Origin of the sequence: Nesterenkonia lutea (assembly GCF_014873955.1) — a bacterium.
Taxonomy (GTDB): Bacteria; Actinomycetota; Actinomycetes; order Actinomycetales; family Micrococcaceae; genus Nesterenkonia; species Nesterenkonia lutea.
Genome location: NZ_JADBED010000001.1, coordinates 2,305,004 through 2,327,487, shown reverse-complemented (window position 1 = coordinate 2,327,487; position 22,484 = coordinate 2,305,004). Strand labels below are relative to the sequence as shown.

The following is a 22,484-nucleotide window of genomic DNA, read 5'->3' as shown; positions in this document are numbered from 1 at the left end:
GAGCTGGCACCGTCTCATAGTCCGGATACGGAACATCTGATGTTTGAGAACGAGAGCGACAAGGCCCTGAAGATCACCGAGGCGACCGGCTACCTTGCCACTGTCGTGATGCAGTTCGGATACCTGCCAGAGCGTTCCCTTGTGGTGCAGGGTATCCACGACGGAATCCTGACCTACTCGTTGCGCGTTGATCTGCCGGACCTCAACGACACGGGCCGCATATTGGCAATGGTCCGAGACGCGACGGTGGGCAACGGAGCTGAGGCAATCGTCGTTGGCATCTACGACGCCCACCAGGCCCCGGGCGGTGCCGAGGCCCTGGCCCCGCTGGTCTCGGAGATCACGGCCGAGTTGGAGCTGTTCAACGGCCCCGAGGTGGTCATGGGTTGGTATGTCGGTGCAGACGATATGCACGGGTTCAACACCCCGGAAGCATCATCGAACGTGGCGCAGGTAGTCACCGAGATATGCGATCGACAGTTGGCAGGACTCACCACGGAATCATTGGTGACCCCGGCTCAGCGGGTGGAACGGTTCGCCACCGTGGAGGCCCCCGAGTTTGCGGACCTCTTGGACGAGGCCCGAGCCGCTGACCTCGATGCCGCCCAGGTGCTTACCGTCTGGGAGTCGGCACTAGAGCGGATCACGTAGCACGATCCGATCCTGTCGAGCACCCTGGCCACCCTGGCAGTGTCCCTAGAGCGCACCAAGCACCGCGACGCGGTGATGGTGCTGGCGGCAGGAGATCGCGCCGCCGTCGGAGCTATCTACCTCGGTGCTGATGCGCCCCAGCACGAGCGCGCCGAGAAACTGCGTCTCGGACTCACCGGGCAGGCCCCCAACTGGGCAGGGATCGACGCGCTAGCGGAGATCCTCGCGGTGATCGTCTCAGGCTTGAAGGCGAACGGGCCGATCACGGCGCAGTCCTACACAGTCATGAACTGGGTTGAGTGGACTAAGGGCCGGGGCTCCATCGGGGGAGAGTTCGGAGACAAGGCACTGGCTATGAACCCCACGATCCAGTTGCCCGGATGCTGGACGGGATGGGTGTTTGCCGATGGGCCGCAGTGCGAGAGCACTCCTGGGGCCAGTGGAACCGCCACCGCAACCAGTGATCGAGTAGAGGCGAATCCGGCTCGGTCCTAGCTATCCAAACTAGCTAGGGCCGGCCCGGTCCTTTGCCTGAAAATCGGGGGACCGCTGCGTACCGCCGCGAGGGCGCGCAGCGGGCGAGAGCTGCCCGCCCTCGCGCTCCGCTGCGCAGCGCGAAAGCCGTGCGCTGCGCTAGTTGTACTGACCGGGGACGTTGGTTAACTCTGTGTGATCCGCTGATCTGAACCCTGGCACAAAGAGAGCCTCCTGCGGTGGAGTGGAACTGCCTAAGTATCCGCTCACGCACAGGAGGCTCCCATGTCCCACGCTAACGCTGCTCTGACTCCGCGTCACCGCCTGAAGGTCGCCCAGCTGGTCATCGATCGAGGCGTCCCGATCTCCGAAGTCGCGGCACGGTTTCAATGCGCCTGGCCGACCGTGAAGCGCTGGGCGGACCGGTACGCAGCCGGGGAGCCGATGGCCGATCGCTCCAGCCGTCCAGACCGCATGCCGGCAAAGACCCCGCCTGCGGTGACGAAGCGGATCGTGTCGCTGCGGCTTCGTAAGCGGGTCGGTCCGGTCCAGCTCGCCGCCGCGACCGGGGTCGCTCCCTCGACCGCTCACCGGGTGCTGACTCGGTGCGGGCTGCATCGGCTCGCCCATGTGGACCGGGCCACCGGTGAGCCCGTTCGCCGCTACGAACACGCTGCACCCGGGGATCTGCTCCACGTAGATGTCAAGAAGCTCGGCAACATCCCCGACGGCGGCGGCTGGCGCTTCGTAGGTCGCTCCCAGGGTGGACGGAACCGGGCCGCGACCCTGGGAAAGCCGAAGAATCAGTATCGCAACCCCAAAATGGGGTACGCCTTCGTGCATACGGTGATCGATGACCACTCCCGGGTGGCCTACGCCGAGGTCCACGATGACGAGACCGCCGCCACGGCCACCGCGGTGCTGAAACGGGCCGTGACGTGGTTCGCCGAGCGCGGGGTCACCACCCGAAGGGTTCTCTCAGACAACGGTTCGGCCTACGTCTCACACCTGTGGCGAGACACATGTATCGAACTCGGCATCCGGCACTGCCGGACTCGGCCTCGCCGGCCACAGACCAACGGCAAGATCGAACGATTCCATCGCACCCTGGCTGATGGGTGGGGTTATGCGCGTTGTTATACCAGCGAGACACAGCGCCGGGATGACCTTGCGGGATGGCTCCACGAATATAATCATCACCGGCCCCACACCGCCTGCGGGAACAAGGCTCCCATCACCAGATTGATTAACCTGTCAGGTCAGTACAGCTAGTGGTCCGGTGTTCCGCTCGTTCCTTGCTACACACTGGCATCCTCATCCCCGTCGTGCTGTTCTCCGGGTACCTTCTCGTAAGCTCTATGGCATCGGTAAACCGTATGAGGAGTGGTTCCAATGGCTGAATCAGTGGCATCTCGACCCTGGATAGTAGACGAGAGTCTCGTCAGCGATCTTTCAGAAGTTCCAGACGGTGTTCATAGACTTCCAACCCTGCGCCGAGGCGTTGAGGGGCCAGCTTGGTACTTCACCAGTGATATGCGAGACGTTCCAAAAGAAGGACGCGCCCGTGGAATTCCAACAGCCTTTTTGGCTCCCGAGGAACATCTCCATGGCGGCCGAGACCGCCAGAGCGCTGCAGCCGTCCCTCGTGGTGCTCGAAGACTGCGACCTGGTCGCCGAGGACCGAGACTTCGGCGACGCCGGACGACCCTTGCTCTTCGACACCCTCGACGGACTCTCCGAGGACGCCGACGTCGCCTTCGTGCTGACCACCAACCGCGCCGACGTGCTGGAACCGGCCCTGGCCCAGCGCCCAGGGCGGGTCGACCTGGCGATCGAGATCCCGCTCCCCGACCGTGAAGGACGGCTCAAGCTCTTCACCCTGTATTCCGAGAAGCTCGAGTTCTCCTTGGAATGTCTGGAGGACGCCGCAGACGCCACCGAGGGCATCACGGCATCCTTCGCGAAGGAGGCCATCCGCCGGGCGGTGGTCAACGCCGCGGCGGAGGGCAGGACGGCTCTGGACGCGGACCTGGTCACCGCAGTCGCCGAGCTGATGTCCGATCAGGATCAGCTGACCGCCAAGCTGCTCGCCTCCGCGACCGAGTGGCCCCAGGAGGACCTCGACGCAGACCCCGAAGGGCTCGACGAGGGACTCGAGCCCAATGCGGACGAGCACCCCCTGCGCTGATTCGCCGTCATCGCCGTCACCGTGAGCTTCAGCACCCTGGACGCCCATCCAGACCAGCGCACAGACAGCCCCCGTAGGCTGAGGGCACCCGATGACCCCGGCGATGAAAGAAGCCGCTGTGAGCTCACCCGCCCAGACCCCGTCCGCGCTCGACCCCTCCGCCGCCTCCTCCGCTGCCAGCGATGCAGCGGCTGTCGATGTCGCCACGGCCTACGCACTCGAACACCAGGAGGTGCTGCGCCGCCTGAAGGTCGAGCCCGAGCAGGGACTCAGCACCGAGGCCGCCGCGACCAATCTGGAACATCACGGCCCGAACCGGCTCGCGGAGCCGGACAAGGACAACGCCTTCATCCGGTTCATCGCGCACTTCAACGACGTGTTGATCTACGTGCTCCTGGGCGCGGGAGTCCTGACCGCGGTGCTGCAGCACTGGGCCGACACCATCGTGATCCTGTTGGTGGTCCTGATCAACGCACTCGTGGGCTTCCTGCAGGAGGGCCGCGCCGAACGAGCCCTGGAAGGCATCCGCAAAATGCTCTCGCCCAGCGCGGATGTCCGCCGTGAGGGTTCGTGGACCACGGTCGACGCCGAGCTGGTCGTCCCGGGGGACATCGTGCGACTGCGCACCGGAGACAAGGTCCCGGCCGATGTGCGGCTGACCGACACCGCCGACCTGGCGATCGAGGAATCCGCGCTGACCGGTGAATCCGTCCCCGCCGAGAAGACCACCGACCCCAGCGAGGAGGGCGCGCCGCTGGGGGACCGCACCTCCATGGCGTTCTCCGGCACCATGCTCACCTCGGGGACCGCGACCGGCGTCGTCGTCGGCACTGGTGATGACACCGAGATCGGGCGCATCAACACGATGATGTCCGAGGTGGAGACCCTCGAGACTCCCCTGACCCAGCAGATCGCCCGATTCGGGAAGGCGCTCTCTCTGGGCGTCCTGGTGCTGACGCTGCTGCTGGTGGGCCTCGGCTGGTTCGTGCACGGCACCCCGATCACCGAGCTGCTCCAGGCCGCCGCAGGGTTCGCCGTGGCCGCGATCCCCGAGGGGCTGCCGGCGCTGATCACCATCACCCTGGCGCTGGGCGTGCAGACCATGGCCAAGCGCAACGCGATCACCCGCAAGCTCTCCGCAGTCCAGACCCTGGGCAGCGTGACCACCATCTGTTCGGACAAGACCGGCACGCTGACCAAGAACGAGATGACCGCCGAGCGGGTGATACTCGCCGACGCGACCCTCGAGGTCTCCGGCACCGGCTACATCCCCGAGGGCACCGTGACCCAGGACGGGCGGCACCTCACCCTCGAGCATTCGGGTCTGCGTCGGTTCGTGGAGATCATGAGCCTGACCAATGACACCGAGCTGATCCGCAACGAAGCCGGCGGCTGGGGCATCGCGGGGGAACCCACCGAGGGGGCGCTGAAGTCCCTGGCCGGCAAGCTCGACTTCGACGACGCCGCCAGCACCCGACTGACCACGCTGCCCTTCAGCTCACAGAACAAGCTGATGGCCACCACCGCCGAGCTGCCCGAGGGGGAGACTCTCGTCCTGGTCAAGGGTGCCCCGGACCGGCTGCTGGCCCGCTCCAGCACCCAGCTCACCTCCGCGGGCCAGATCGAGGCGCTCGACGCGGCAGCCTGGAACGAACACATCGACGCCCTCTCCGCCGATGGTCTTCGCGTCCTCGGCGCCGCCTTCCGGCCTGCTCACGCGCAGGACGGCGAATCCCTGGCGGTGGAGCAGCTCGGTGAGGAGCTGACCTTCGCCGGAGTGGTCGGGATCGTGGATCCCCCGCGGCAGGAGGCGATCGACGCGATCAAGATCTGTCACGACGCCGGGATTCAGGTCAAGATGATCACCGGCGACCATGCCGGCACCGCCACCGCGATCGCCCGCCACATGGGTCTGGACAACGGTGAGGGCGCCATCTCGGGCCCTCAGCTCGAGGCCACCGACGACGAGGCGCTGCGCGAGCTGGCCCAGCGCCACCACGTGTTCGCCCGCACCTCCCCGGAGCACAAGCTGCGCCTGGTCCGCGCCCTGCAGGCGGAGGGTGAGGTCGTCGCCATGACCGGTGACGGTGTCAACGACGCCCCCGCGCTGCGCCGGGCCGACGTCGGCGTCGCCATGGGGCTCAAGGGCACCGAGGTCACCAAGGACGCCGCCGAGGTCGTGCTCGCCGATGACAACTTCACCAGCATCGAGACCGCCGTGGAGGAGGGGCGCAGGATCTATGACAATCTGCGCAAGGCGCTGGTCTTCCTGCTGCCCACCAACGGCGCCCAGGCCACCGTGGTGCTCTTCGCCGTGGCGTTCGGCTGGACGCTGCCGCTGACCCCGCTGCAGGTGCTCTGGGTCAACATGGTCACCGCCGTCACGCTGGCCTTCGCGTTCGCCTTCGAGCCCGCCGAGGAGGGGATCATGCGGCGTCGGCCGCGGGACCCCAAGGCCGCGATCGTGGAGTCGCGTCACGTGGTGCAGATCGTGGTGGTCTCGCTGCTGATCGCGGCGGTGACGATCATCGTGTTCCGCTGGCGCATCGACGTCGGGGATGACCTCGAGGGCGCGCGCACCCTGGCCACCACGGTGCTGGTGGTCTGCCAGGTCTTCTACCTCTTCAGCGTGAAGTCCCTGGAGAGATTCAGCCTGCGACCCTCGGTCGTGTTCAAGAACAAGGTCGCCTGGCTGATGGTCGCGGTGCTGACCCTGCTGCAGGTCGGATTCGTCTACCTGCCCTGGATGCACACCATCTTCGACACCGCCGTGCTGGATCCGTTCTACCTGTTGATCACGCTCAGCTCAGGCGTGCTGGTCCTGGTGCTCACCGAGCTGCTGAAGCTCGCGCTCTATGCGGGCCGTGTTCCGAACCCCCGCGCGGAGTCCAGCAGCTAGGCACCAGGCCGTCCCTGCGTCCCCGGGCCGCCTCGTCCGATGCTGGGCCATGAGAGCAGCGATGGCATTAGAGGTTCGAGTGTCGTTGCGCAGGGCGGGAGGGTGATGAGTTTCCTGGCAGGATGGATACGGCAAGTGAACGCCGCGGTCGGGCGCCCGAATCGTTGAGAGGTGCGGCAGGTCGAGATCGAGGACACGCAGCTGTGGATCTGAATAGCGACTGGAGCCCGTTCCGGATCTATTCCGTATATTTCCAAGCATCCGGTGCGAGCTGTCTGTAGGCAGATAGAACGCTGACCTGGGACAACGTCTGCTCGTGCTATTCCGTAGAAACCCTTGATAGGGCCTGACTCTTACTCGAAAGGTCACCGGATCGACGCCGGTCGGAGCCACCTTTACCCGATATCGGGTGAGAGAACCCCTGGATTTCCAGGGGTTTTCTTGTGTCTGGGATCTGCGCCACGTCCCACGCTTCTCCCTTGCGGATTGAAGAATGCCCGCGCCGCACTGCGACAGGCCGCCACCGCCTCGACGCACGAGAGGAATTCTCGAGGCCGGTATGACCCGGCTCGGGCTGGTCGTCGTCGGTACGCCCGTGGAGGCTCCACGCTCTGGGACAAAGTGAATCTTCGTTCCACAAAGGGGGCCTCCCGCCGCACGGCAGGGGCCCCTTTTTTGTGTTGGCTCTGACGACTGAAACGGAACGATTTGGGCGTAGTCCGTCTTCTTTGACGTTGCTGGGTTCACCCCAGGGCACCTTCGATCTCGTCATGCATGCGCTGTGCCGCCTCTTCGGCGCTGACCCGGCCGAAGAGGAACTCCTCCTCGTACCGCCAGATGATCTCCTGGACAGCGCCAAAGCCCTCGGGTGGGAGAGGCGGAGCATCAGCGACGACTTCTTCGAGACCTTCGTTGTATTCCAAGAGAGTGGTCTCCGCCTCGTCCAGGTCATCCCGGATTGCTTCGCGGACGTCCGCATTGCCGGGGATGCCGCGCTCGAGCTGCTGGAGCTGGCCGGCCTCTTCGCTATTGACCAGGTAGTCGATGAAGAGTTGAGCCTCCTCTGGATGCTCAGTACCTTCGTACACCGAGTAGAACATCGAGGGCTTGTAGTACAGTTGCGCGTTCTGAGCGTCTCCTGATTCGCTGGGAAGCTTCAACGGCGTGAGCTGGACGCCTTCGTTGCTGGAGAGAACGATGACTTGAGTGTCCCACCAGACGTCCATCGCCGCGTCGCCAGTCGCGATCATGGTCTGTTCCAGTGCAGCGGCGCGGTCCTCGTTGACCTGCGATCCCGAGGGGATCGCTCCCGAATCCAGGGATTCGCCCAGCATCTCGAAGTAGGGGACGACGTCTTCTGGGTCCCAGGCCACTTCCCCGTCTTCGGTGACCATGTTTGTCCCGTTGTGTTGGCGCAGCCAGACCCCCAGACCAGCATCGTTGAAAGGCCTTGCCTGGCCGTAGGCCTCCGAGTTCTCAGAGATCTCTGCGGCTGTCTGTGCCACCTCGTCCCATGTCCACGTATCGTCGTCGGGCATCTCCACACCGGCGTCCTCGAAGACCGCTTCGTTCGCCATCATGGTGAGAGATGTGCTTCCGACAGGCATCCCGTAGAGTGAACCCTCGTAGCTGCCGGTATCCAAGAGCTGGTCGGTGAATGCGGCCGTCTCCACCTGATCCAGCTCGTGCAACAGTCCGTTCTCGATGTATTCACGGATGTACGACAAGTCCATTTGCATGATGTCCGGGGTGTCCCGCGCTGCGGACTGTGTAGCGAGAGAGTCCCAGTAACCCTCCCAGGAGTCGAACTCCGGGCTGATCGTGATGTCCGGGTGCTCCTCTTCGAAGGCATCGATGATCTCTTGGGTATAGGCGTGACGGGTATCTCCGCCCCACCAGGTGAAGCGGAGGTTGACGTTCTCGTCATCGTCCCCACTGCCTCCGCCGCAGGCAGATATCGTCAGCGCAGCGAGGGAAGCGATGGCGACGGTCTTGGCACCGCGTGCTGTCTTGTTCATGGTTACTCCGATGTGTGGTGTTCTCGGGTGGACTTATCCTGCAACGGGTTCTTCGCCTGTCCATGTCTGGAGGCGGCCGCACATTCCGTAGAGGCGCGGTTGGGGGCGTGGTTCACCGCGGATGACGAGGGCCTGTTTCAGATGGGCGCCATCGCCCTGGGCGAGTGCGTCGAGTTGGGCGCGAGTACGTTCGGCCTCTGCGAGGACGTTGGCTTCCCAGATCTCCCTCCAGTGAGCGGTCTTGGGCCGGACCAGGTTCACTGCTGCCGCGTAGAGATCTTCCAGGGCCTGGGGGCCTTGTTCGGTAACGGTCTTCACCAGCTCTTCGTAGCCCTTGATGGCCAGGTCGCGGCGGGCCCGGGCGGCCTTCGCCCGCGTGGGCTCGTCGGCGTCGACGGGTAGGGCTGTAGCAGCCCTGTACTTCTCAGGGTCTGCGAGAACTTCGGCAGGGAAGGTGAGTACGGCGTCACCGGACTCTGGCAGCCCGGCATTGGACATCACCACCTGCATCTCCAGCTGGTCATGATTGATCAGCCTGTGCACTGTGCCGGGGGTGAACCACAGCAGCGAACCTGCGGACAGCTCGTCCCGGGCGGATCCCGCCGAACTGATGGTCTGGACTTCTCCGCGGCCCGAGGTGACGACATAAGCTTCCGTGGACACAGTGTGTAGGTGGGGGGATCCGCCGTGGAGCCCGTCAGCGGTCTCCCAGTCGTAGACGCACAGGTGGCTCAGTGAGGTCCCGCCGGGGAACCTCGGGAGGGATCGTTCCACAGGTGAGACCGCCATCAGAGCGCAAACTCCTCTCCGAGGGCGTTGAGTTCCTGAGGATCACATACCTTGGCAATGAAGACGAAGCGATGGTTCAGCGTGAGTTTGCCTTGGGCGGGAAGATGGATTTCCTGGTCGAAGGCGGGAGACTGGCTGGCCACTGCGAAGATGCCGGTGCGAGTGAACCACTTGATGGGCGGAACCTCGGCGTCATCAGAGGTGGAGGTCCCGGCGAACACCAATACGGTGCCTCCACCGTCGATGTCATCGTGCTCGGATGAGAAGGCAACCCAGTCGGCGACCTTGCCCATCGTGTTGTCTTCACCTTCATCGCCGTTGGAATTGACCACTGTGCAGCCAGTCCACGCCCGTGGTCCGCGCCAGAACCATCCGGTGTAGCCGGCATTGGGGCGTCCTGCCGTCGTCGGGCTACCGAGTGGGAGAGTCTGGTCGGAGACGTTCGTGAGCTCCGTGGTCAGGTCGATGGTCCAGATTCCGCGCGCTGCGTCCAAGGAATGGACGCGTTGCACACGGTGCTCGTCAACCCAGTGCTCGTCCCGGGAGGTCATCCATTCCAAGGTTTCGTCGAAGACGACGTCATCTCCGCCGACGGGCTCAGTGGCGAAACCGGTGTGCTTCATGCTTCCTAGATTTCCGCGCATCTGATAGCCGTCCTCCACGGCGAAGGTGGGACCACCCCAGAAGTTCTGGTCTGCCACGTGGGACCAGGTGAACTGCAGGCCGGTGTGCCAGCGGTGGTCCCAGGGGCGGCGGACTGCGGCGTCTCCGCCGTCGAGGAAGCGCAACGGGTAGAGGTAGGGCTTGGGAGCCTCGTCCTTCGGAGAGTCAGGGTGGATGACGTACCGAAGGATCTCGGTGTCTCCGACAGTGACGGCGATCGCGTCCCGGGAGGTTTCGACATCGAATTGGTTCACGGCGGGTGTGTCCTTTGGTGGTCTTGGGAAGCTGTCAGCGGGTGGTCTTGGTGCTGCTGGGCGAAGCTTCGGCTAAGCGGGCGCTGCCGTAGATGAAATTGGAGTCGTGCATCCCGGTGTAATAGACCCCCTCGCTGACTAGCTCGTCCCGGCGGATGGTCCGGTCGGTCTCCGCGGACTGGTACAGCGCGGAAATGAATTCCAGGGTTCGCCGGCCGTCATGGCCGGAGGCGCGGGGACGGACTCTGGCGGCCATGGCGTCCAGGAGTTCGCTGAGTTGTTGCTTGTGGGAGGACGGCACGTCCTCCTTTGGCCGCCAGGACTCGGTGACACGCTCTCGCTCGCCATCGTCTTGAGCGAGGTGCGGCGCGGGGGTCCAGGTCCATGAGGAGTTGTCATAGCCATAAAGGTGCTCCAACTCGACCGTGGCGTCTTGGAAGTCGAAGCGCAGGTAGCTTGTTTCCCGCGGGGACAGGACGCTGTTGACTACCGAGGCGAGGGCTCCGTTCTCGAATCGCACAATCGCGAAGGAGACATCCTCAGTCTCCACGTCCCGGTCCAGAGCCTCAGCTCTTGCTGTGACCTCTGACCAGTCGCCAAGGATCTCAAAGAGTAGGTCCATCTGGTGGATGCCGTGCCCCATGGCTGGCCCGCCCCCTTCGGTGTCCCACCGTCCGCGCCAGGGCACCTCGTAGTAGGAGTGGGGCCGGAACCAGAGCGTGTTGCACAGCGCCACCAGGGGCCGCCCCAAGTCCCCGTCTTGCACCTGCTGTTTCAATGCGGCAGCGCCGGAGCCGAAGCGATGTTGGACTACGAAGGAGGCGTAGGGCCCGCCGTTGGATTCCTCTGCCTGGATTTCGTCATACTCGGCGAGTGAGAGCACCGGGGGCTTTTCACACCACACCCAGGCCCCTGAGCGTAGACCTTTGATCACGGCATCGCGGTGGGCCGAAGGGGGGGTGCACACGATCAGCAGGTCCGGTTCTTCGGAAGAGAGCAGGTCGTCGACTGAGTCGTAGCGCCCCGCGATACCCCATTCATCGGCGACCTGGGTGACTCGGTCGGCATCCAGATCGGTGATGCCCACCACCTCGACGCGACTCTCCAAAGATCTCAATGTCGGCAAGTGGGCGACAGTGGCGATGCCGCCGGCTCCGACGAGTCCAACGCGGACACGTCCAGGGGGGCTGGGGACTGTTTCAGTGGCCATGAGATTCCTGACTGAGCGGCGGGCGGAGGGTGATCGCTCGTTGTGTGAACGATCACATTGTGGCGTTCATGAGCGTATTGAGGCACCGAGTAGGCTGTCAATAGGAAAATGTAAGAAAGGTCACTTTTTCGCGCCTCTGCAGGGCAAGCGTGTAAAAGGACGCCATCCACAGCAGGACCAAGGAGGCGGCATCGTAGTGGCAATTGATGTGGGAGGGACCTCACGGGCGCCCACCATCCATGAGGTGGCACGGCGGGCCGGGGTATCGCACCAGACCGTCTCTCGTTATCTGCGCGACATGGGTCCCTTCAAGCCGGCCACCACGGAGCGGGTGGAGAAGGCGATCCGGGAGTTGAACTATCGGCCGAACATGATTGCCCGGTCCATGCGCACCCGGCGAACCGGGGTGCTCGCAGTGATCCTCCCCTCCCAGCTCGACGCCATGCCCACTCCCACGCTCGCAGGAGCCGCGAAGGCCGCCCATGCCGCTGGCTGTTTCATGGAGATTTCGGTAGTTGATGGCACGGCGCAGGACCGCGCGGCACGGGCGATCGAGCTTCTGGAATCAGGACGAGTGGAGGGTGTACTCTCACTGAGCGCTCTTCCGGGTTTGACGGACCGCCCCAAGGGCCCGGGCACGGCCGCCCTTACGGTCCTGGACCAGTACGATGATGACCTGCGGGGCATCGGCCCCCTGGCCGACGCGTCCGTTATGGCCGATATCGTGCGCAGCCTTGCCGAGTTGGGGCACAGGAAGTTCCTCCACATCGCGGGGCCCCAGGACTGGGCTTCAGCACGGGCGCGGCGTCGGGTCTTCGAGGAGACGGTCGCTGAGCTTGGGCTCGTCTGTGGTGGCGTTGTCGGCGGCGGGTGGGGTCCTGAGGTCGGTTACGCGGCCGTCAGCGACTTGGATGCGGCAAGTGGAGTAACGGCTGTTGTTGCTGCTAATGACTATGTGGCTATGGGTGCCATGCGCGCGGCGCACGAGCGTGGCTGGCGCGTGCCCCAGGACCTGAGCGTGACCGGCTGGGACGACCTGGGCACCGGACGGTACGCCACGCCCTCGCTGTCCACCGTCTCGGTGGACCGGCAGGGCCAAGGCAGGCAGGCGATGAGCCGACTGATCGCACTGGTGCGGGATGAGGCACCTCCCGTGGTGAGTCCGGAGGCGAACCAGCTGATCCTGCGCGAATCCTCCGGACCCGTTCCACCATCGGGCTCAGCGTGGCGCGGCGATACCTAGATTCCCGGACCTCGCTGCTGGACTGACGCGCGGGGGACGCACATCAGCCGGTGAAAGCTTCAACGATCTCAGGGATTTCACGCAGATGTCGACGGAGCACCTTTGATGCCGTCCAACCCGGCAGACCAAGTTGCTCGGACCCACGGGATGATCTGATGATAGTCCGGCGGCCCGCATCGATGAGGTCGTTCTGGCGTCCCCAAGCGGGTCATGGCGACGCCGGCGATGATCCGATGCGGAGCTTCCCTGTTGGGTGAACGCAGGAGAGCCTCAAGTGCTCGTACTTCTTCGGGTTGAGGTGACTTTTGTCCTCAAACTCGCGATCGGGAAGGATCTTTCCCATATTGCGGCGTTCTGCGTTGCCGTGGCATAGAGGACCGGCACGGGTGGCGCGGATTAGAAGTCGTATCGAGCTGTCGACGACGCGTGAATACTGGTCACTTAGCGACGGGTGAATTCTGGACACCCGGACCATGCTAGGAGACATGATCACTGTGGAAGATTGGGCTGAAATCCGTCGGCTACATTTTGCCGAGTCCATGCCGAAGAAGCAGATCGCTGAGAAGCTCGGGGTCTCCCGAACCACTGTCTATAAGGCCTTGGAATCCAGTGGACCTCCGAAGTACCAGCGCGAACCTAAGGGCTCGATCGCCGACGAGTACGTCCCAGAGATCCACAAGCTGCTCAAAGACACTCCCCGGATGCCAGCGACGGTGATCGCTGAACGGATCGGGTGGGAACACTCGATGACGGTGCTCAAAGACAAGGTCCGGGAACTGCGCCCCCTCTACACCGGGGTCGATCCGGCTGACCGATTGGTCCACCGCCCTGGGGAAGCCGCTCAGTTTGATCTATGGTTCCCCGAACCTCAGATCCCGGTCGGTTTCGGACAGACCCGCACCTTGCCGGTGCTGGTGATGACCCTGACGTTCTCGAGATTCCTGACCGCCACGATGCTGCCCTCGCGGCAGTCCGGCGACCTGCTGGCCGGGATGTGGCAGCTGATCAGCGGAGTCGGAGCGGTCTCGAAGTCCTTGATCTGGGACCGTGAAGCTGCGATCGCCCCCAAGGGCAGACCGCTGCCGCCGTTGCAGGCCTTCGCGGGGACCACCGCGACGAAGATGGTGATCGCTCCACCCAGGGACCCGGAGTTCAAGGGCATGACCGAGCGCAACAACGGGTACTTCGAGACCAGCTTCCTGCCCGGCCGATCCTTCGCTTCACCGCAAGATTTCAACACCCAGATCAGCACGTGGATCACTGGCCGGGCCAATCAGCGCATGATCCGCAGCCTCGGGGACAGACCGGTCAACGTCCTGGGCCGAGATCTGGCGGCGATGACCGCGCTACCGCCCTCCCCACCTTCGACAGGTTTCTCGCACCAGGTGCGTCTGGCCCGGGACTACTATCTGCGGATCGATGCGAATGACTACTCGGTGGATCCGCGGTTCATCGGTCGGTTGGTCCAGGTCACCGCGACCTTGGACCGGGTGGTGGCCGTGTGTGACGGTGAGATCGCTGCTGATCACCGGCGGTGCTGGGCCCGAGCCCAGGTGATCACAGACCCGGCTCATGTGGGCACCGCGAAGGCCATGCGGGCTCATTACAACGACACCGTGCGCCACCAGGTGCGCGGGACCAAGGACACTGAGGTGGCCTACCGGCCGCTGAGCGTCTATGACGAGCTTTTCGGACTCACCCACACCACGGTGCCGGCTGATGATCACAGGAGTGCCGCATGAGTGCCACCAGTGGTGAGAAGATCGGCTCGACCCTGGCGCATCTGGTGAAGGTGATGAAGACTCCCACGATCGGCAGGGTCTGGGAAGACCTCGCCGAGATTGCCCGGGAGCAGGGCTGGTCCCACGAGGAATACCTCGCTGCTGTCTTGGAGCGCCAAGTCGCTGATCGAGAGGCCAACGGCACCGCTCTGCGGATCCAGACCGCGAAGTTCCCCGCGATCAAGACCCTCGAGGACTTCAACACCGACTATCAGCCCGGCCTGCGCCGTGACGTGCTGGCTCATCTGCAGAACACGAGCTTCGTGCCCAAGGCAGAGAACGTCATCCTGCTGGGACCCCCAGGGGTGGGTAAGACTCATCTGGGCATCGGGCTAGGAATCAAGGCCTGCCAGGCCGGGTACCCGGCGCTCTTCGACACTGCTGCGGGGTGGGTCAACCGGCTCAGCGACGCGCATCAGCGCCACGGTGGTCTGGATCAGGAGCTCAAAAGGCTTCGCAGGTACCGGCTGTTGATCATTGATGAGCTCGGCTATCTGCCCTTCGATGCTGATGCGGCGAATCTGTTCTTCCAACTGGTCGCTGCCCGCTATGAACAGGAGTCTTTGCTGATCACGAGCAACCTCTCCTTCGGCAGGTGGGGTGAGATCTTCAGCGATGACACCGTCGCGGCGGCGATGATCGATCGGCTGGTCCATCACGCGGAGGTCCTCACCCTCGATGGAGAGTCCTACCGCACACGGAGCCGCCGCGAGCTCATCGAGACCACTACCTCTAGAACCCCGTAAGGAAAACACGGCGTTCAGTTTTTACCCGTCGCTGAGTGTTCAGTTTTCGGCCGTCGTTGACACGAGCAACGGAGTCGCGATTTCAATGGCTCAACACCTACCAAGGAAGTCCCGTTCTGAGTAGGTAGAACCCAGTCGATGCTCCCGCGAAAGCTAGAAACGAGACCCCCATAAGCGGTCCCACGATACGGCTGGTAGTCCAATCGTGTCCCCCGAGTCGCCGCGTCAGCGGCACCAGAAGGCCTGCCTGCAAAAGGCCCAGGAGAGCGATGGAGATGTCTTGAAGGAGCAGCGCAAGAGGGAAGAAGTGCAGAGCCACCACGAGCGCTACCCACCAGGCCATCCAACGACGCCTGTCTTTCCGCCAGAGATAAAAGCACCCGGCACCTGCTAAGAGGACTTCAAACCCAACGAGAAGGCCGAACCACTCATAGTGGCCTTCAAGGACACTGTTCTGATCCCAGTGCATAAAGACGCTGTAACCGAATACGCCTGCCAAGAGCAACCCAAGAGCTGACCCTATTCCCAGGCGCACCTGCCAGTGCCGGGGCGGGTCCTCCTGGGCCCAGCCAAACCATGCCATCGCCATAAGCCCGAACCACGCGATACAGAACGCATTGATCCCGCACGAACTCCGTCAACACAGGCACCTCCGGGGTGTCGGCTATTTCCCTCAGCATAGAGACTTTCTGGGTGACGTAGTCCGATACTCGGGGGCAAGCCGTTCGGAGCGGGTTTACGCGGATGAGCCGACGAGGCTTGTCATCCGTGTCGTCTTCACCGTCTCAGCCTCGATTGGCTCACCGCGTGTATCGACAAATACCAGCTGCAACTGCGGGCCCTTCACCCCCTGGCGGGGAAGCCGGGGGAGAGGCGCTGGTCCTTCTGTGGTTCCAGCATCGCCGCGGGGCCTCATATACCCCGAGATCCGGGGGCCTCGAATGCGACGCAGAAGACGCTTTCAGTCGATCGCTCCGTGGATTGGGCTCTGTCCAGGGATCCGAATCTCCATCCCTCAATCCTGGTCGATATAGGGATCACGTCTCACCGGGGGTTGATCCGCAGCCTCGGGTTCGACGACGACCTCAGCTGCGTTGTGGCCGTGCTCCCCTTGGCGACGGCGATGCTCCTTGGGTGGGAGCACCTTCTTCCAGGAGCGCGTGCGCATGACAGGCAGCTCACTGGTGTCCTCTCTCAGGCCCCGGTACAGGGCGTACATCTGGAAGTAGCCCATCACGAAGAAGGGCAGACCGACCAGAACGATGGTCTTCTCCAGCGCCTCCAGCCCGCCCGATCCGGAGAACACCAGCAGGGTGGCAGAGATGACCGCGATGGCGATGGCCCAGAAGATTCGCTGGCCCAGGGGGTTGAAGTCGTCATGGCCGTTGGCCATCGTGTCGGCCACCAGCGCTGCAGAGTCGACCGCGGTGATGAAGAAGACCACGACCAGGATGATGGCGATCACCGAGATGAAGGTGGTCGCGGGATAGTGCTCGAGGAACGCGAACAGTGCCCCGGGGATGTCTTCTTCTTCGACGACGGTCTGGACGAGTCCGCCCTCGCCATTGAGTTCGATGTCGAAGGCGGAGTGCCCGAAGATCCCGAACCACAACAGTGAGAAGCCTGCTGGAATCCCAAGCACCCCGGCGACGAACTCACGGACCGTGCGACCCTTCGAGATCCGGGCGATGAAGATCCCCACGAAGGGCGACCAGCTGATCGTCCAGGCCCAGTAGAACACCGTCCAGGAGTCCTGCCACCCGGTGTCGGCGTAGGCGTTGTTCCACAGTGCGAGCTCGGGGAGATTCATCACGTAGCGGCCCGCTGACTCGATGGTGCCCTCGAGCACGAAGAGGGTGGGTCCTGCGATGAGGATGAACACCAGCAGTCCTACGGCCATCCAGACGTTGACGTTGGAGATCACCTTGATGCCCCGGTCCAGCCCTAAGGAGACTGAGATCATGGCCGTCCCGCCGACCACTCCGATGATGATCAGCTGCCACATGGCACTCTCGTCAACGTCGAGGACTCGGGAGAGGCCTCCGTTGATCTGCAGTGCTCCCAGCCCCACGGAGACGGCGACGCCGAAGACGGTGCCGACGATGGCGACCACGTCGATGAACTTGCCCACCGGTCCATGGATCCTGTCCCCGAGGATCGGCTGGAAGATTGAGCTGACCCGGGGTGGGAGGTTGCGCTTGTGAATGAAGTAGGCGAAGCAAAGCGCTGGCAAGGTGAAGATCGCCCAGGTGTGCAGGGTGAAGTGGTAAAAGGTGAAGTTCATGGCGTCGACGGCCGCTGCGGTCGTCTCGGCTTCCACCCCCAGCGAAGGTCCACGCGGGGGATTTCCGAAGTGGCTCACCGGTTCGGCCACGCCCCAGAACATCAGGATGCTGCCGATGCCGGCGGCGAACAGCATGCCGAACCAGGTCAGGCCCGAATGCTCGGGAGGTTCCTCGTCGGGGCCCAGCCTCACCCGTCCGAACCGGCTGATCGCGATGAGGATCAGGAACAGCAGGAACAGCGTCAACCCGAAGATGTAGAACCAGCCCAGGTTGGTGTACAACCAGTCCGAGGCGGCGGTCACGGCTGCATCGAGCGGGTCAGTGAAGGCCACGGTGGTGACCACGAACAGGATGATCACTGCAGCGGCACCGAAGAACACCGCCGGCGAGGTGCGCAGCCGCAGCAGGTCGTGGAATCGGGTCAACATGGGATCGGCTCCTCGAATACGTCTCGACGGGCTGTCTCATAGGGAAACGGAGAATTTCAACCCAAGATACCCCTTGGCGAGGAATGACCGGAGTACTCAGCTGCCTCGGCTCAAGGCAGCTGACCCGGGGATGCTCAACTAGACCAAGAACCACAGTCTCCGACTGGCCGAGTGGGTCACCGAGGAAGACCTGCAGGCGTGGGCCACTGCCCTGTGGTCCCAACATCGCCTGGTGACTTCGACAAGAATCAGTCTCACGGGAGAAGAGCGAGTTTCTCTATAGCCTCTCTGAGATGGTGTCGCGCCGTCGGTGGGAGTCCGCGGAGCGGGGCAGGCAGATTCGGGTGGTCCGTGAGGCGGAGATGTTCGGCGATCGCGGCCACGACACGAAGGCTGCCGTGGTCGGTGAAGAGGCCCCACAGCGGAGCGAGCCGCTGAGACTCGGCCACCGCCTCGGCGGCGTGTCCTGCGAGGGCGGGTCCGATGATGCGCTTCGCGGCGCGGGGCAGGGTGCCCGCGAGGACGGAGTACCAGGCATCGCATCCTGCCAGCATGCCGGTGACGGCGGTCGGATCACCCGAGACTCCGATGGTGACGTGCTCGGGGATCACCGCACGGATCTCATCGATGCGCGTCCGTGCCTGGTGGAGTTCCCCGGAGACGGCAGGGATCTTGATCGAGGCGATGCCGGGAAGGGCGGCGATTCGCCCGTAGAGCTCAGTGCTGAAGGTGAACCGGGTGGTGCCCGGGTTGTCATAGACGACCACAGGTGCTGAGGCGTTCTGGGTGACGGTGCGAAACAGCGAGTAGACCTCGTCCTCGGTCAGTGGCTGGTAGCTCATCGGCGCTAGCAGCAGTCCGGAGGCCCCAGCGCGTTGGGCGTTCTCCACGTGCGTCATGACATCGGAGGTGCGCAGAGCCCCGACTCCGACGAGGACCGGAACATGCTGTGCATGCTCCACAGCGAGTTCGGTGACACGGGCTCGTTCCCGCGTGGAGAGGTAGGCGTAGGATCCGGTCGAGCCCAGAGCCGTGACCGAGTCCACGTTCTCGGCGGCGAGGCGTTCTACCAGACGGGCGAAAGCTGTCTCATCGACGGCGTCGTCTTTGATGGGCGTGAGCGGAAAGGCACTGCGGCCGGTGAACATCATGCTTCCCTTACGGGGTCTGTGACACCTATGGGGTCAGTCGTGGGGGCCGAGGGTGGGAAGGGGGCTGGTCTCCAAGAGCGGGTGCTCGCGCCTGCCCCCAGCCCGAGATCACAGGCGGGTCTGCCCGGTGGTCTCGGCGGAGATGATCCGGCGGGAGGTCCGCAGATTCGGACTGAAGTCACTCAGGTGCTGCACGAGGGCATCTGCTGCCATGGTCAGGTCCTCGATGGTCACGGGTGCCAGCGCGTCCAGGATGAACAATGCCTGGGTTGTCTCTGCGGTGAGCTGGGTGCGCGGACCCTGGCGCCAGTTCCACCGCCGGCAGGTCACACCGGCGTCGTCGCGCCAGATCACCTCGCCCGGCTTGGGGTATTCAAGGCTGGGTTCACCGTCGGAGGTCACCTCGAAAGGTTCCTCGCCGCTGGCACGGACCAGGTGCGGGGCCCCGACATAGCCGGCGAGGTCCTCCCCGCCCAGGGGGATCTGGTGGAGCACCGAGATCGCGTTGTAGATGTCGGTCAGTCGGTTCACTCGCGGAAGCCCGGTCTCGGCGCGCCTGGTCAGCGCTTCGAGGCTGTTGCGGGTGCGCTGAGGCTTGGCACCGAAGGCTCGGTAGGCCTCCCGCCAGGCGGCGACGTGTTCGAGCTCCTCGATGGGACCCTCGGTCACTCTCTGCGCGGTGGATGCTTCGGCCTGGCTCAGCAGCGCCTCGCTGGACTCGTCGGAGGCACCGGGGACGATTCCCTCGACGATGAGCAGCAGCGCCTGGTAATCCGGCCGCAGGTCGAAGACCGCGTCGTCCACGTGCGCGGCCGCGAGAAGCTTCTGGTCGTCCGTGGACTCAGGCATGGTTGGTCTCCCTGCGGTGTGTAGGTGTCCTGCCGGGTTCAAAGACGGTCAGGGTGAAGCGGGCGGGGTGCGGGTGTGGATTGGTGTAGGAATGGGGCACGTCGCCGGGGAAGGTGATGGCATCGCCGTTCTCCAGCAGATGGAGCTGTCCGTCGACGTCGAGCGTCACCGAGCCGTCCAGCACCTGGAGCAGCTCTCGAGTGCCGGGAGTGTGGGCGGTGCTGGTGTGAGCGTCGTGTGCACCGAGACTCCAGTCCCACAGCTCCAGCACATCGGGGGTCTCGACTGATGCCACGAGCACTCCACGCCCTCCGGAGTCTCCTGACCAGAGGAGCGCCCCCTGGCCACCGCGCGTGACCTTGATGGACCCGGCCTCGGGGGACTCCACCAGCTCGGGCAGTCCCACGCTCAAGGCTTCGCTGAGTTTCAACAGGGTCCCGACGCTTGGGTTGGCGGCTCCCTGTTCAACGTTGATCAACATGCGCCGACTGACCGAGGAGGCCTCGGCAAGGTGGTCGAGAGTCCAACCGCGCCGGAGCCGATGGTGCCGGACTCGGTCCCCGATTGCGGCGGAGAGAGTGTTCTGACTGTGCTTCACTCGAGCACTATAGTGCACTTTCAGTGAACTCGTGAGAAGAGTGACCCCGAAGAGGCAGCTCTGCTGGTTCACACGTGCCGGGACCTCACGTCCCGCAGAAGGTTCGGTAGGGGCCGAAGCTCGCCGGCGCTGGAGAAGCATAGCGAGTGAAGCCGTCCCGTTCCTGGTAGGGATCGGTCACGGCTTCCAGGAGCTGGTGCAGCGGTGCGGTGTCGCCATCGGTTGCCGCCTCGAGAGCTTCCTCCACCAGATGGTTCCGCGGAATGTAGGCAGGGTTGACCCTGTCCATCTGTTCGGCGTCCGGGGCGAGGCTGCGCCAGCCTTCGAGCCAGGCGTCGAGTGTCTCCAGATTCAGGGCCTTCTGTCGAACAGGTTCAGTGTCGCCGCGGGCAGCGTCGCTGAGTGCCCGGAAGAACGAGGTGTAGTCGATCGACTGCTGCTGTAGCAGGGTCAACAGGTCATCGACCACCGGTGAGCTGATCTCGTCGTCCAGGTCCTCCGGCAGACCGAGCTTCGTCTTCATGCCGCGCGACCAGGCAGCACTGTACTCACCTCGGAAGGCCCCCAGGGCCTCCTGGGCCAGGGCAACGGCATGCTCGTCGTCATCGTCGAAGAGGGGGAGCAGAGTCTCGGCGAAACGGGCGAGGTTCCATTCGGCGATCACGGGCTGGTTCCGGTAGGCGTAGCGGCCGGTCTGATCGATGGAGCTGTAGACCGCAGCGGGGTCAAAGACATCTATGAAGGCGCAGGGGCCGTAATCGATGGATTCCCCGGAGATGGTCATATTGTCGGTGTTCATCACCCCGTGGACGAAGCCGACGAGCATCCACTGGGCCAACAGTTGCGCTTGAGCAGAGACCACCGAGGCGAACAGTGCGAGATATGGGTTCTCAGCGTTGACGGCCTCAGGGGCATGCCGGGCAATGGCGTGATCGGCCAGACGGCGGACCAGCTCGCTGCCGCCGGTGGCGCGGGCATACTGGAAGCTGCCGACGCGCAGGTGGCTCTTGGCCACTCGGGTGAGCACCGCACCGGGCAATGGCTTCTCACGCTGGACGACGTCACCTGTGGCGAGGACCGCCAGAGAACGGGTGGTAGGAATGCCGAGGGCGTGCATGGCCTCGCTGATGACGTATTCGCGCAGCATCGGACCGAGAGCAGCCTGACCGTCGGCGTTGCCGCGGGCGAAGGGGGTCCGTCCCGATCCTTTCAGGTGTATGTCGCACAGTTGGCCGTCGCTGTCGGTGAGCTCGCCCAACAGCAGTGCCCGTCCGTCACCCAGGCGCGGAGAGTATGCGCCGAACTGGTGGCCGGAGTACCCCTGCGCCACCGGCGCGGCGCCGGGTGGCACTCTGTTGCCGACCAGCAGGCGGAGGCCATCAGGGCTCCGCAGGTCTGCGGGGTCGAGTCCCAGCTGATGAGCCAGCGGGGTGTTGAGCACGATCAGCCGCGGGGCGGGCGCCTCTTCAGCAGTCCAGGGAATCGACAGCTCGGGGAACTCCTCGGCGAAGCGGCGATCCAGTGCGATATCGGGTTGTGCTGGGGCGCTCATAGGGCGGCACCTCGCGTCCTTCCACATCAGAGAGATGGTCTTCCAGGCAGGTATCACCATCGTAGATCGGCGGGCAGTGTCTTGGGGCATCCGCGAAGCTGAGGGCTCTGGAGCTGCTCGGTGTTCAAGACTGGTCCGAGGACCTCGGTATTCGCTGTGTTCCTGTCTGAGACGGCGGTGGCGTCTCCCGGGTGAGCTGCTGCTCTTCCCGGCGGGCTCGGGCAGCAAGCCGGTCAAGATCTCGGCGCCTGTGAGCAGCGCACCATTGGAAGACTTCGGCAGGAGGCAGAACGCCCGCGAGTGCATGGCCATCGAAGACCAGAAGGGGGGCGAATCTCGTTGTGGCTGAGCACCTCTACAACGCTGTCCATAGGATCATCGATCTGCACACGGAGTTGTTCCCGCACAGCGCAGGCGCACCGTTTGGAAGCCCACTTTGCCGGGTGCAGCTGCTTGAACTTCTCGATATCGCGCTCGGTGATCAGTCCCAGGGGCTGTTCGGACATATTGGTGATGACGACGTGACCGGCCCCGGTGTCACGGAGCAGTCGGGCTGCCCGGGCCAGTCCCTGGGTCTGACAGACCGTGAGACCTATGGGGTGGAGCAGTTCACGGAGATTCTTGGATCGCGGAGTCACGTTGTTCATCCTGCTCACCTCTGAGTGTGGAAGCGGGGCTGAAGTATGGCCTCAGCAGGATGCTCGA

The 22,484-nt window shown here is 64.0% G+C and carries 18 protein-coding genes; 9 read left to right on the top strand and 9 right to left on the bottom strand.

The features are described 5' to 3' along the window. The first annotated feature begins 39 nt into the window (after positions 1-39). The 5 genes from H4W27_RS10580 to H4W27_RS10560 all read left to right on the top strand — a co-directional run bounded on the left by H4W27_RS10580 (position 40) and on the right by H4W27_RS10560 (position 6,212). On the top strand, positions 40-651 hold the full coding sequence (locus H4W27_RS10580) for a DUF4192 family protein (protein WP_192595903.1): 612 nt from the start codon (positions 40-42) through the stop codon (positions 649-651). 39 nt (positions 652-690) lie between these two features. Further along, on the top strand, positions 691-1,146 hold the full coding sequence (locus H4W27_RS10575; RefSeq protein WP_192595902.1) for a hypothetical protein: 456 nt from the start codon (positions 691-693) through the stop codon (positions 1,144-1,146). 264 nt (positions 1,147-1,410) lie between these two features. After that, positions 1,411-2,397, top strand: a complete 987-nt coding sequence (locus tag H4W27_RS10570) for an IS481 family transposase (RefSeq protein ID WP_192595901.1) — start codon at positions 1,411-1,413, stop codon at positions 2,395-2,397. Between the two features lie 334 nt (positions 2,398-2,731). Then, on the top strand, positions 2,732-3,313 hold the full coding sequence (locus tag H4W27_RS10565) for an AAA family ATPase (protein ID WP_192595900.1): 582 nt from the start codon (positions 2,732-2,734) through the stop codon (positions 3,311-3,313). A 118-nt stretch (positions 3,314-3,431) separates the two neighbouring features. Then, the gene (locus H4W27_RS10560) at positions 3,432-6,212 is read left to right on the top strand and encodes an HAD-IC family P-type ATPase (protein WP_318782301.1); all 2,781 of its coding nucleotides are present in this window, start codon (positions 3,432-3,434) and stop codon (positions 6,210-6,212) included. A gap of 743 nt (positions 6,213-6,955) precedes the next feature. Here the strand turns inward: H4W27_RS10560 and H4W27_RS10555 are convergent. The 4 genes from H4W27_RS10555 to H4W27_RS10540 are packed head-to-tail and all read right to left on the bottom strand — an operon-like array spanning position 6,956 to position 11,146. Continuing rightward, on the bottom strand, positions 6,956-8,230 hold the full coding sequence (locus tag H4W27_RS10555; RefSeq protein ID WP_192595898.1) for an ABC transporter substrate-binding protein: 1,275 nt from the start codon (positions 8,228-8,230) through the stop codon (positions 6,956-6,958). Between the two features lie 33 nt (positions 8,231-8,263). Then, positions 8,264-9,019 carry a cupin domain-containing protein gene (locus tag H4W27_RS10550; protein WP_192595897.1) on the bottom strand — a complete coding sequence of 252 codons (756 nt, stop codon included), beginning with the start codon at positions 9,017-9,019 and terminating at the stop codon, positions 8,264-8,266. Next, a complete protein-coding gene (locus H4W27_RS10545; RefSeq protein ID WP_192595896.1) occupies positions 9,019-9,936 on the bottom strand; it encodes a DUF6807 domain-containing protein in 918 nt (305 codons plus the stop codon). Before H4W27_RS10545 ends, H4W27_RS10550 begins: the two co-directional genes overlap by 1 nt. A 34-nt stretch (positions 9,937-9,970) precedes the next feature. After that, positions 9,971-11,146, bottom strand: coding sequence for a Gfo/Idh/MocA family protein (locus H4W27_RS10540; protein WP_192595895.1), 1,176 nt, complete (start codon positions 11,144-11,146; stop codon positions 9,971-9,973). A gap of 196 nt (positions 11,147-11,342) precedes the next feature. Between H4W27_RS10540 and H4W27_RS10535 the strand changes: the two genes are divergently transcribed. The 3 genes from H4W27_RS10535 to istB all read left to right on the top strand — a co-directional run bounded on the left by H4W27_RS10535 (position 11,343) and on the right by istB (position 14,916). After that, positions 11,343-12,389: a LacI family DNA-binding transcriptional regulator gene (locus tag H4W27_RS10535; RefSeq protein WP_318782299.1), complete on the top strand. Its 1,047-nt coding sequence runs from the start codon at positions 11,343-11,345 to the stop codon at positions 12,387-12,389. A gap of 485 nt (positions 12,390-12,874) precedes the next feature. Beyond that, on the top strand, positions 12,875-14,131 hold the full coding sequence (gene istA, locus H4W27_RS10530; protein ID WP_192594411.1) for an IS21 family transposase: 1,257 nt from the start codon (positions 12,875-12,877) through the stop codon (positions 14,129-14,131). Positions 14,132-14,184: 53 nt separating this feature from the next. Further along, complete coding sequence (istB, locus tag H4W27_RS10525) at positions 14,185-14,916, top strand: IS21-like element helper ATPase IstB (RefSeq protein WP_449867020.1); 732 nt, start codon at positions 14,185-14,187, stop codon at positions 14,914-14,916. Positions 14,917-15,931: 1,015 nt separating this feature from the next. Here the strand turns inward: istB and H4W27_RS10520 are convergent. The 5 genes from H4W27_RS10520 to H4W27_RS10500 form a co-directional block, all read right to left on the bottom strand. Further along, positions 15,932-17,629 carry a BCCT family transporter gene (locus H4W27_RS10520; RefSeq protein WP_192595894.1) on the bottom strand — a complete coding sequence of 566 codons (1,698 nt, stop codon included), beginning with the start codon at positions 17,627-17,629 and terminating at the stop codon, positions 15,932-15,934. 254 nt (positions 17,630-17,883) lie between these two features. Beyond that, positions 17,884-18,777, bottom strand: coding sequence for a dihydrodipicolinate synthase family protein (locus H4W27_RS10515; protein WP_192596554.1), 894 nt, complete (start codon positions 18,775-18,777; stop codon positions 17,884-17,886). A gap of 111 nt (positions 18,778-18,888) precedes the next feature. Further along, complete coding sequence (locus tag H4W27_RS10510; protein WP_192595893.1) at positions 18,889-19,629, bottom strand: B3/B4 domain-containing protein; 741 nt, start codon at positions 19,627-19,629, stop codon at positions 18,889-18,891. Beyond that, complete coding sequence (locus H4W27_RS10505) at positions 19,622-20,227, bottom strand: helix-turn-helix domain-containing protein (RefSeq protein WP_318782297.1); 606 nt, start codon at positions 20,225-20,227, stop codon at positions 19,622-19,624. Before H4W27_RS10505 ends, H4W27_RS10510 begins: the two co-directional genes overlap by 8 nt. A gap of 85 nt (positions 20,228-20,312) precedes the next feature. Beyond that, entirely contained in the window at positions 20,313-21,779 is a 1,467-nt protein-coding gene (locus H4W27_RS10500) for a protein adenylyltransferase SelO (RefSeq protein ID WP_192595891.1), read from the bottom strand. Between the two features lie 341 nt (positions 21,780-22,120). On the opposite strand from H4W27_RS10500, the gene H4W27_RS10495 reads away from it, so the two are divergent. Beyond that, positions 22,121-22,441, top strand: coding sequence for a hypothetical protein (locus H4W27_RS10495; protein ID WP_192595890.1), 321 nt, complete (start codon positions 22,121-22,123; stop codon positions 22,439-22,441). Positions 22,442-22,484: the final 43 nt, after the last annotated feature.

Bases quoted from the DNA above. Each gene is read 5' to 3' on its own strand.
- H4W27_RS10540 (WP_192595895.1), bottom strand. From the start codon at position 11,146: ATGGCCACTGAAACAGTCCCCAGCCCCCCTGGACGTGTCCGCGTTGGA.
- H4W27_RS10555 (WP_192595898.1), bottom strand. From the start codon at position 8,230: ATGAACAAGACAGCACGCGGTGCCAAGACCGTCGCCATCGCTTCCCTC.
- H4W27_RS10580 (WP_192595903.1), top strand. From the start codon at position 40: ATGTTTGAGAACGAGAGCGACAAGGCCCTGAAGATCACCGAGGCGACC.
- H4W27_RS10565 (WP_192595900.1), top strand. From the start codon at position 2,732: ATGGCGGCCGAGACCGCCAGAGCGCTGCAGCCGTCCCTCGTGGTGCTC.
- H4W27_RS10510 (WP_192595893.1), bottom strand. From the start codon at position 19,629: ATGCCTGAGTCCACGGACGACCAGAAGCTTCTCGCGGCCGCGCACGTG.
- istB (WP_449867020.1), top strand. From the start codon at position 14,185: ATGAAGACTCCCACGATCGGCAGGGTCTGGGAAGACCTCGCCGAGATT.
- H4W27_RS10515 (WP_192596554.1), bottom strand. From the start codon at position 18,777: ATGTTCACCGGCCGCAGTGCCTTTCCGCTCACGCCCATCAAAGACGAC.
- istA (WP_192594411.1), top strand. From the start codon at position 12,875: ATGATCACTGTGGAAGATTGGGCTGAAATCCGTCGGCTACATTTTGCC.
- H4W27_RS10570 (WP_192595901.1), top strand. From the start codon at position 1,411: ATGTCCCACGCTAACGCTGCTCTGACTCCGCGTCACCGCCTGAAGGTC.
- H4W27_RS10500 (WP_192595891.1), bottom strand. From the start codon at position 21,779: ATGAGCGCCCCAGCACAACCCGATATCGCACTGGATCGCCGCTTCGCC.
- H4W27_RS10550 (WP_192595897.1), bottom strand. From the start codon at position 9,019: ATGGCGGTCTCACCTGTGGAACGATCCCTCCCGAGGTTCCCCGGCGGG.
- H4W27_RS10520 (WP_192595894.1), bottom strand. From the start codon at position 17,629: ATGTTGACCCGATTCCACGACCTGCTGCGGCTGCGCACCTCGCCGGCG.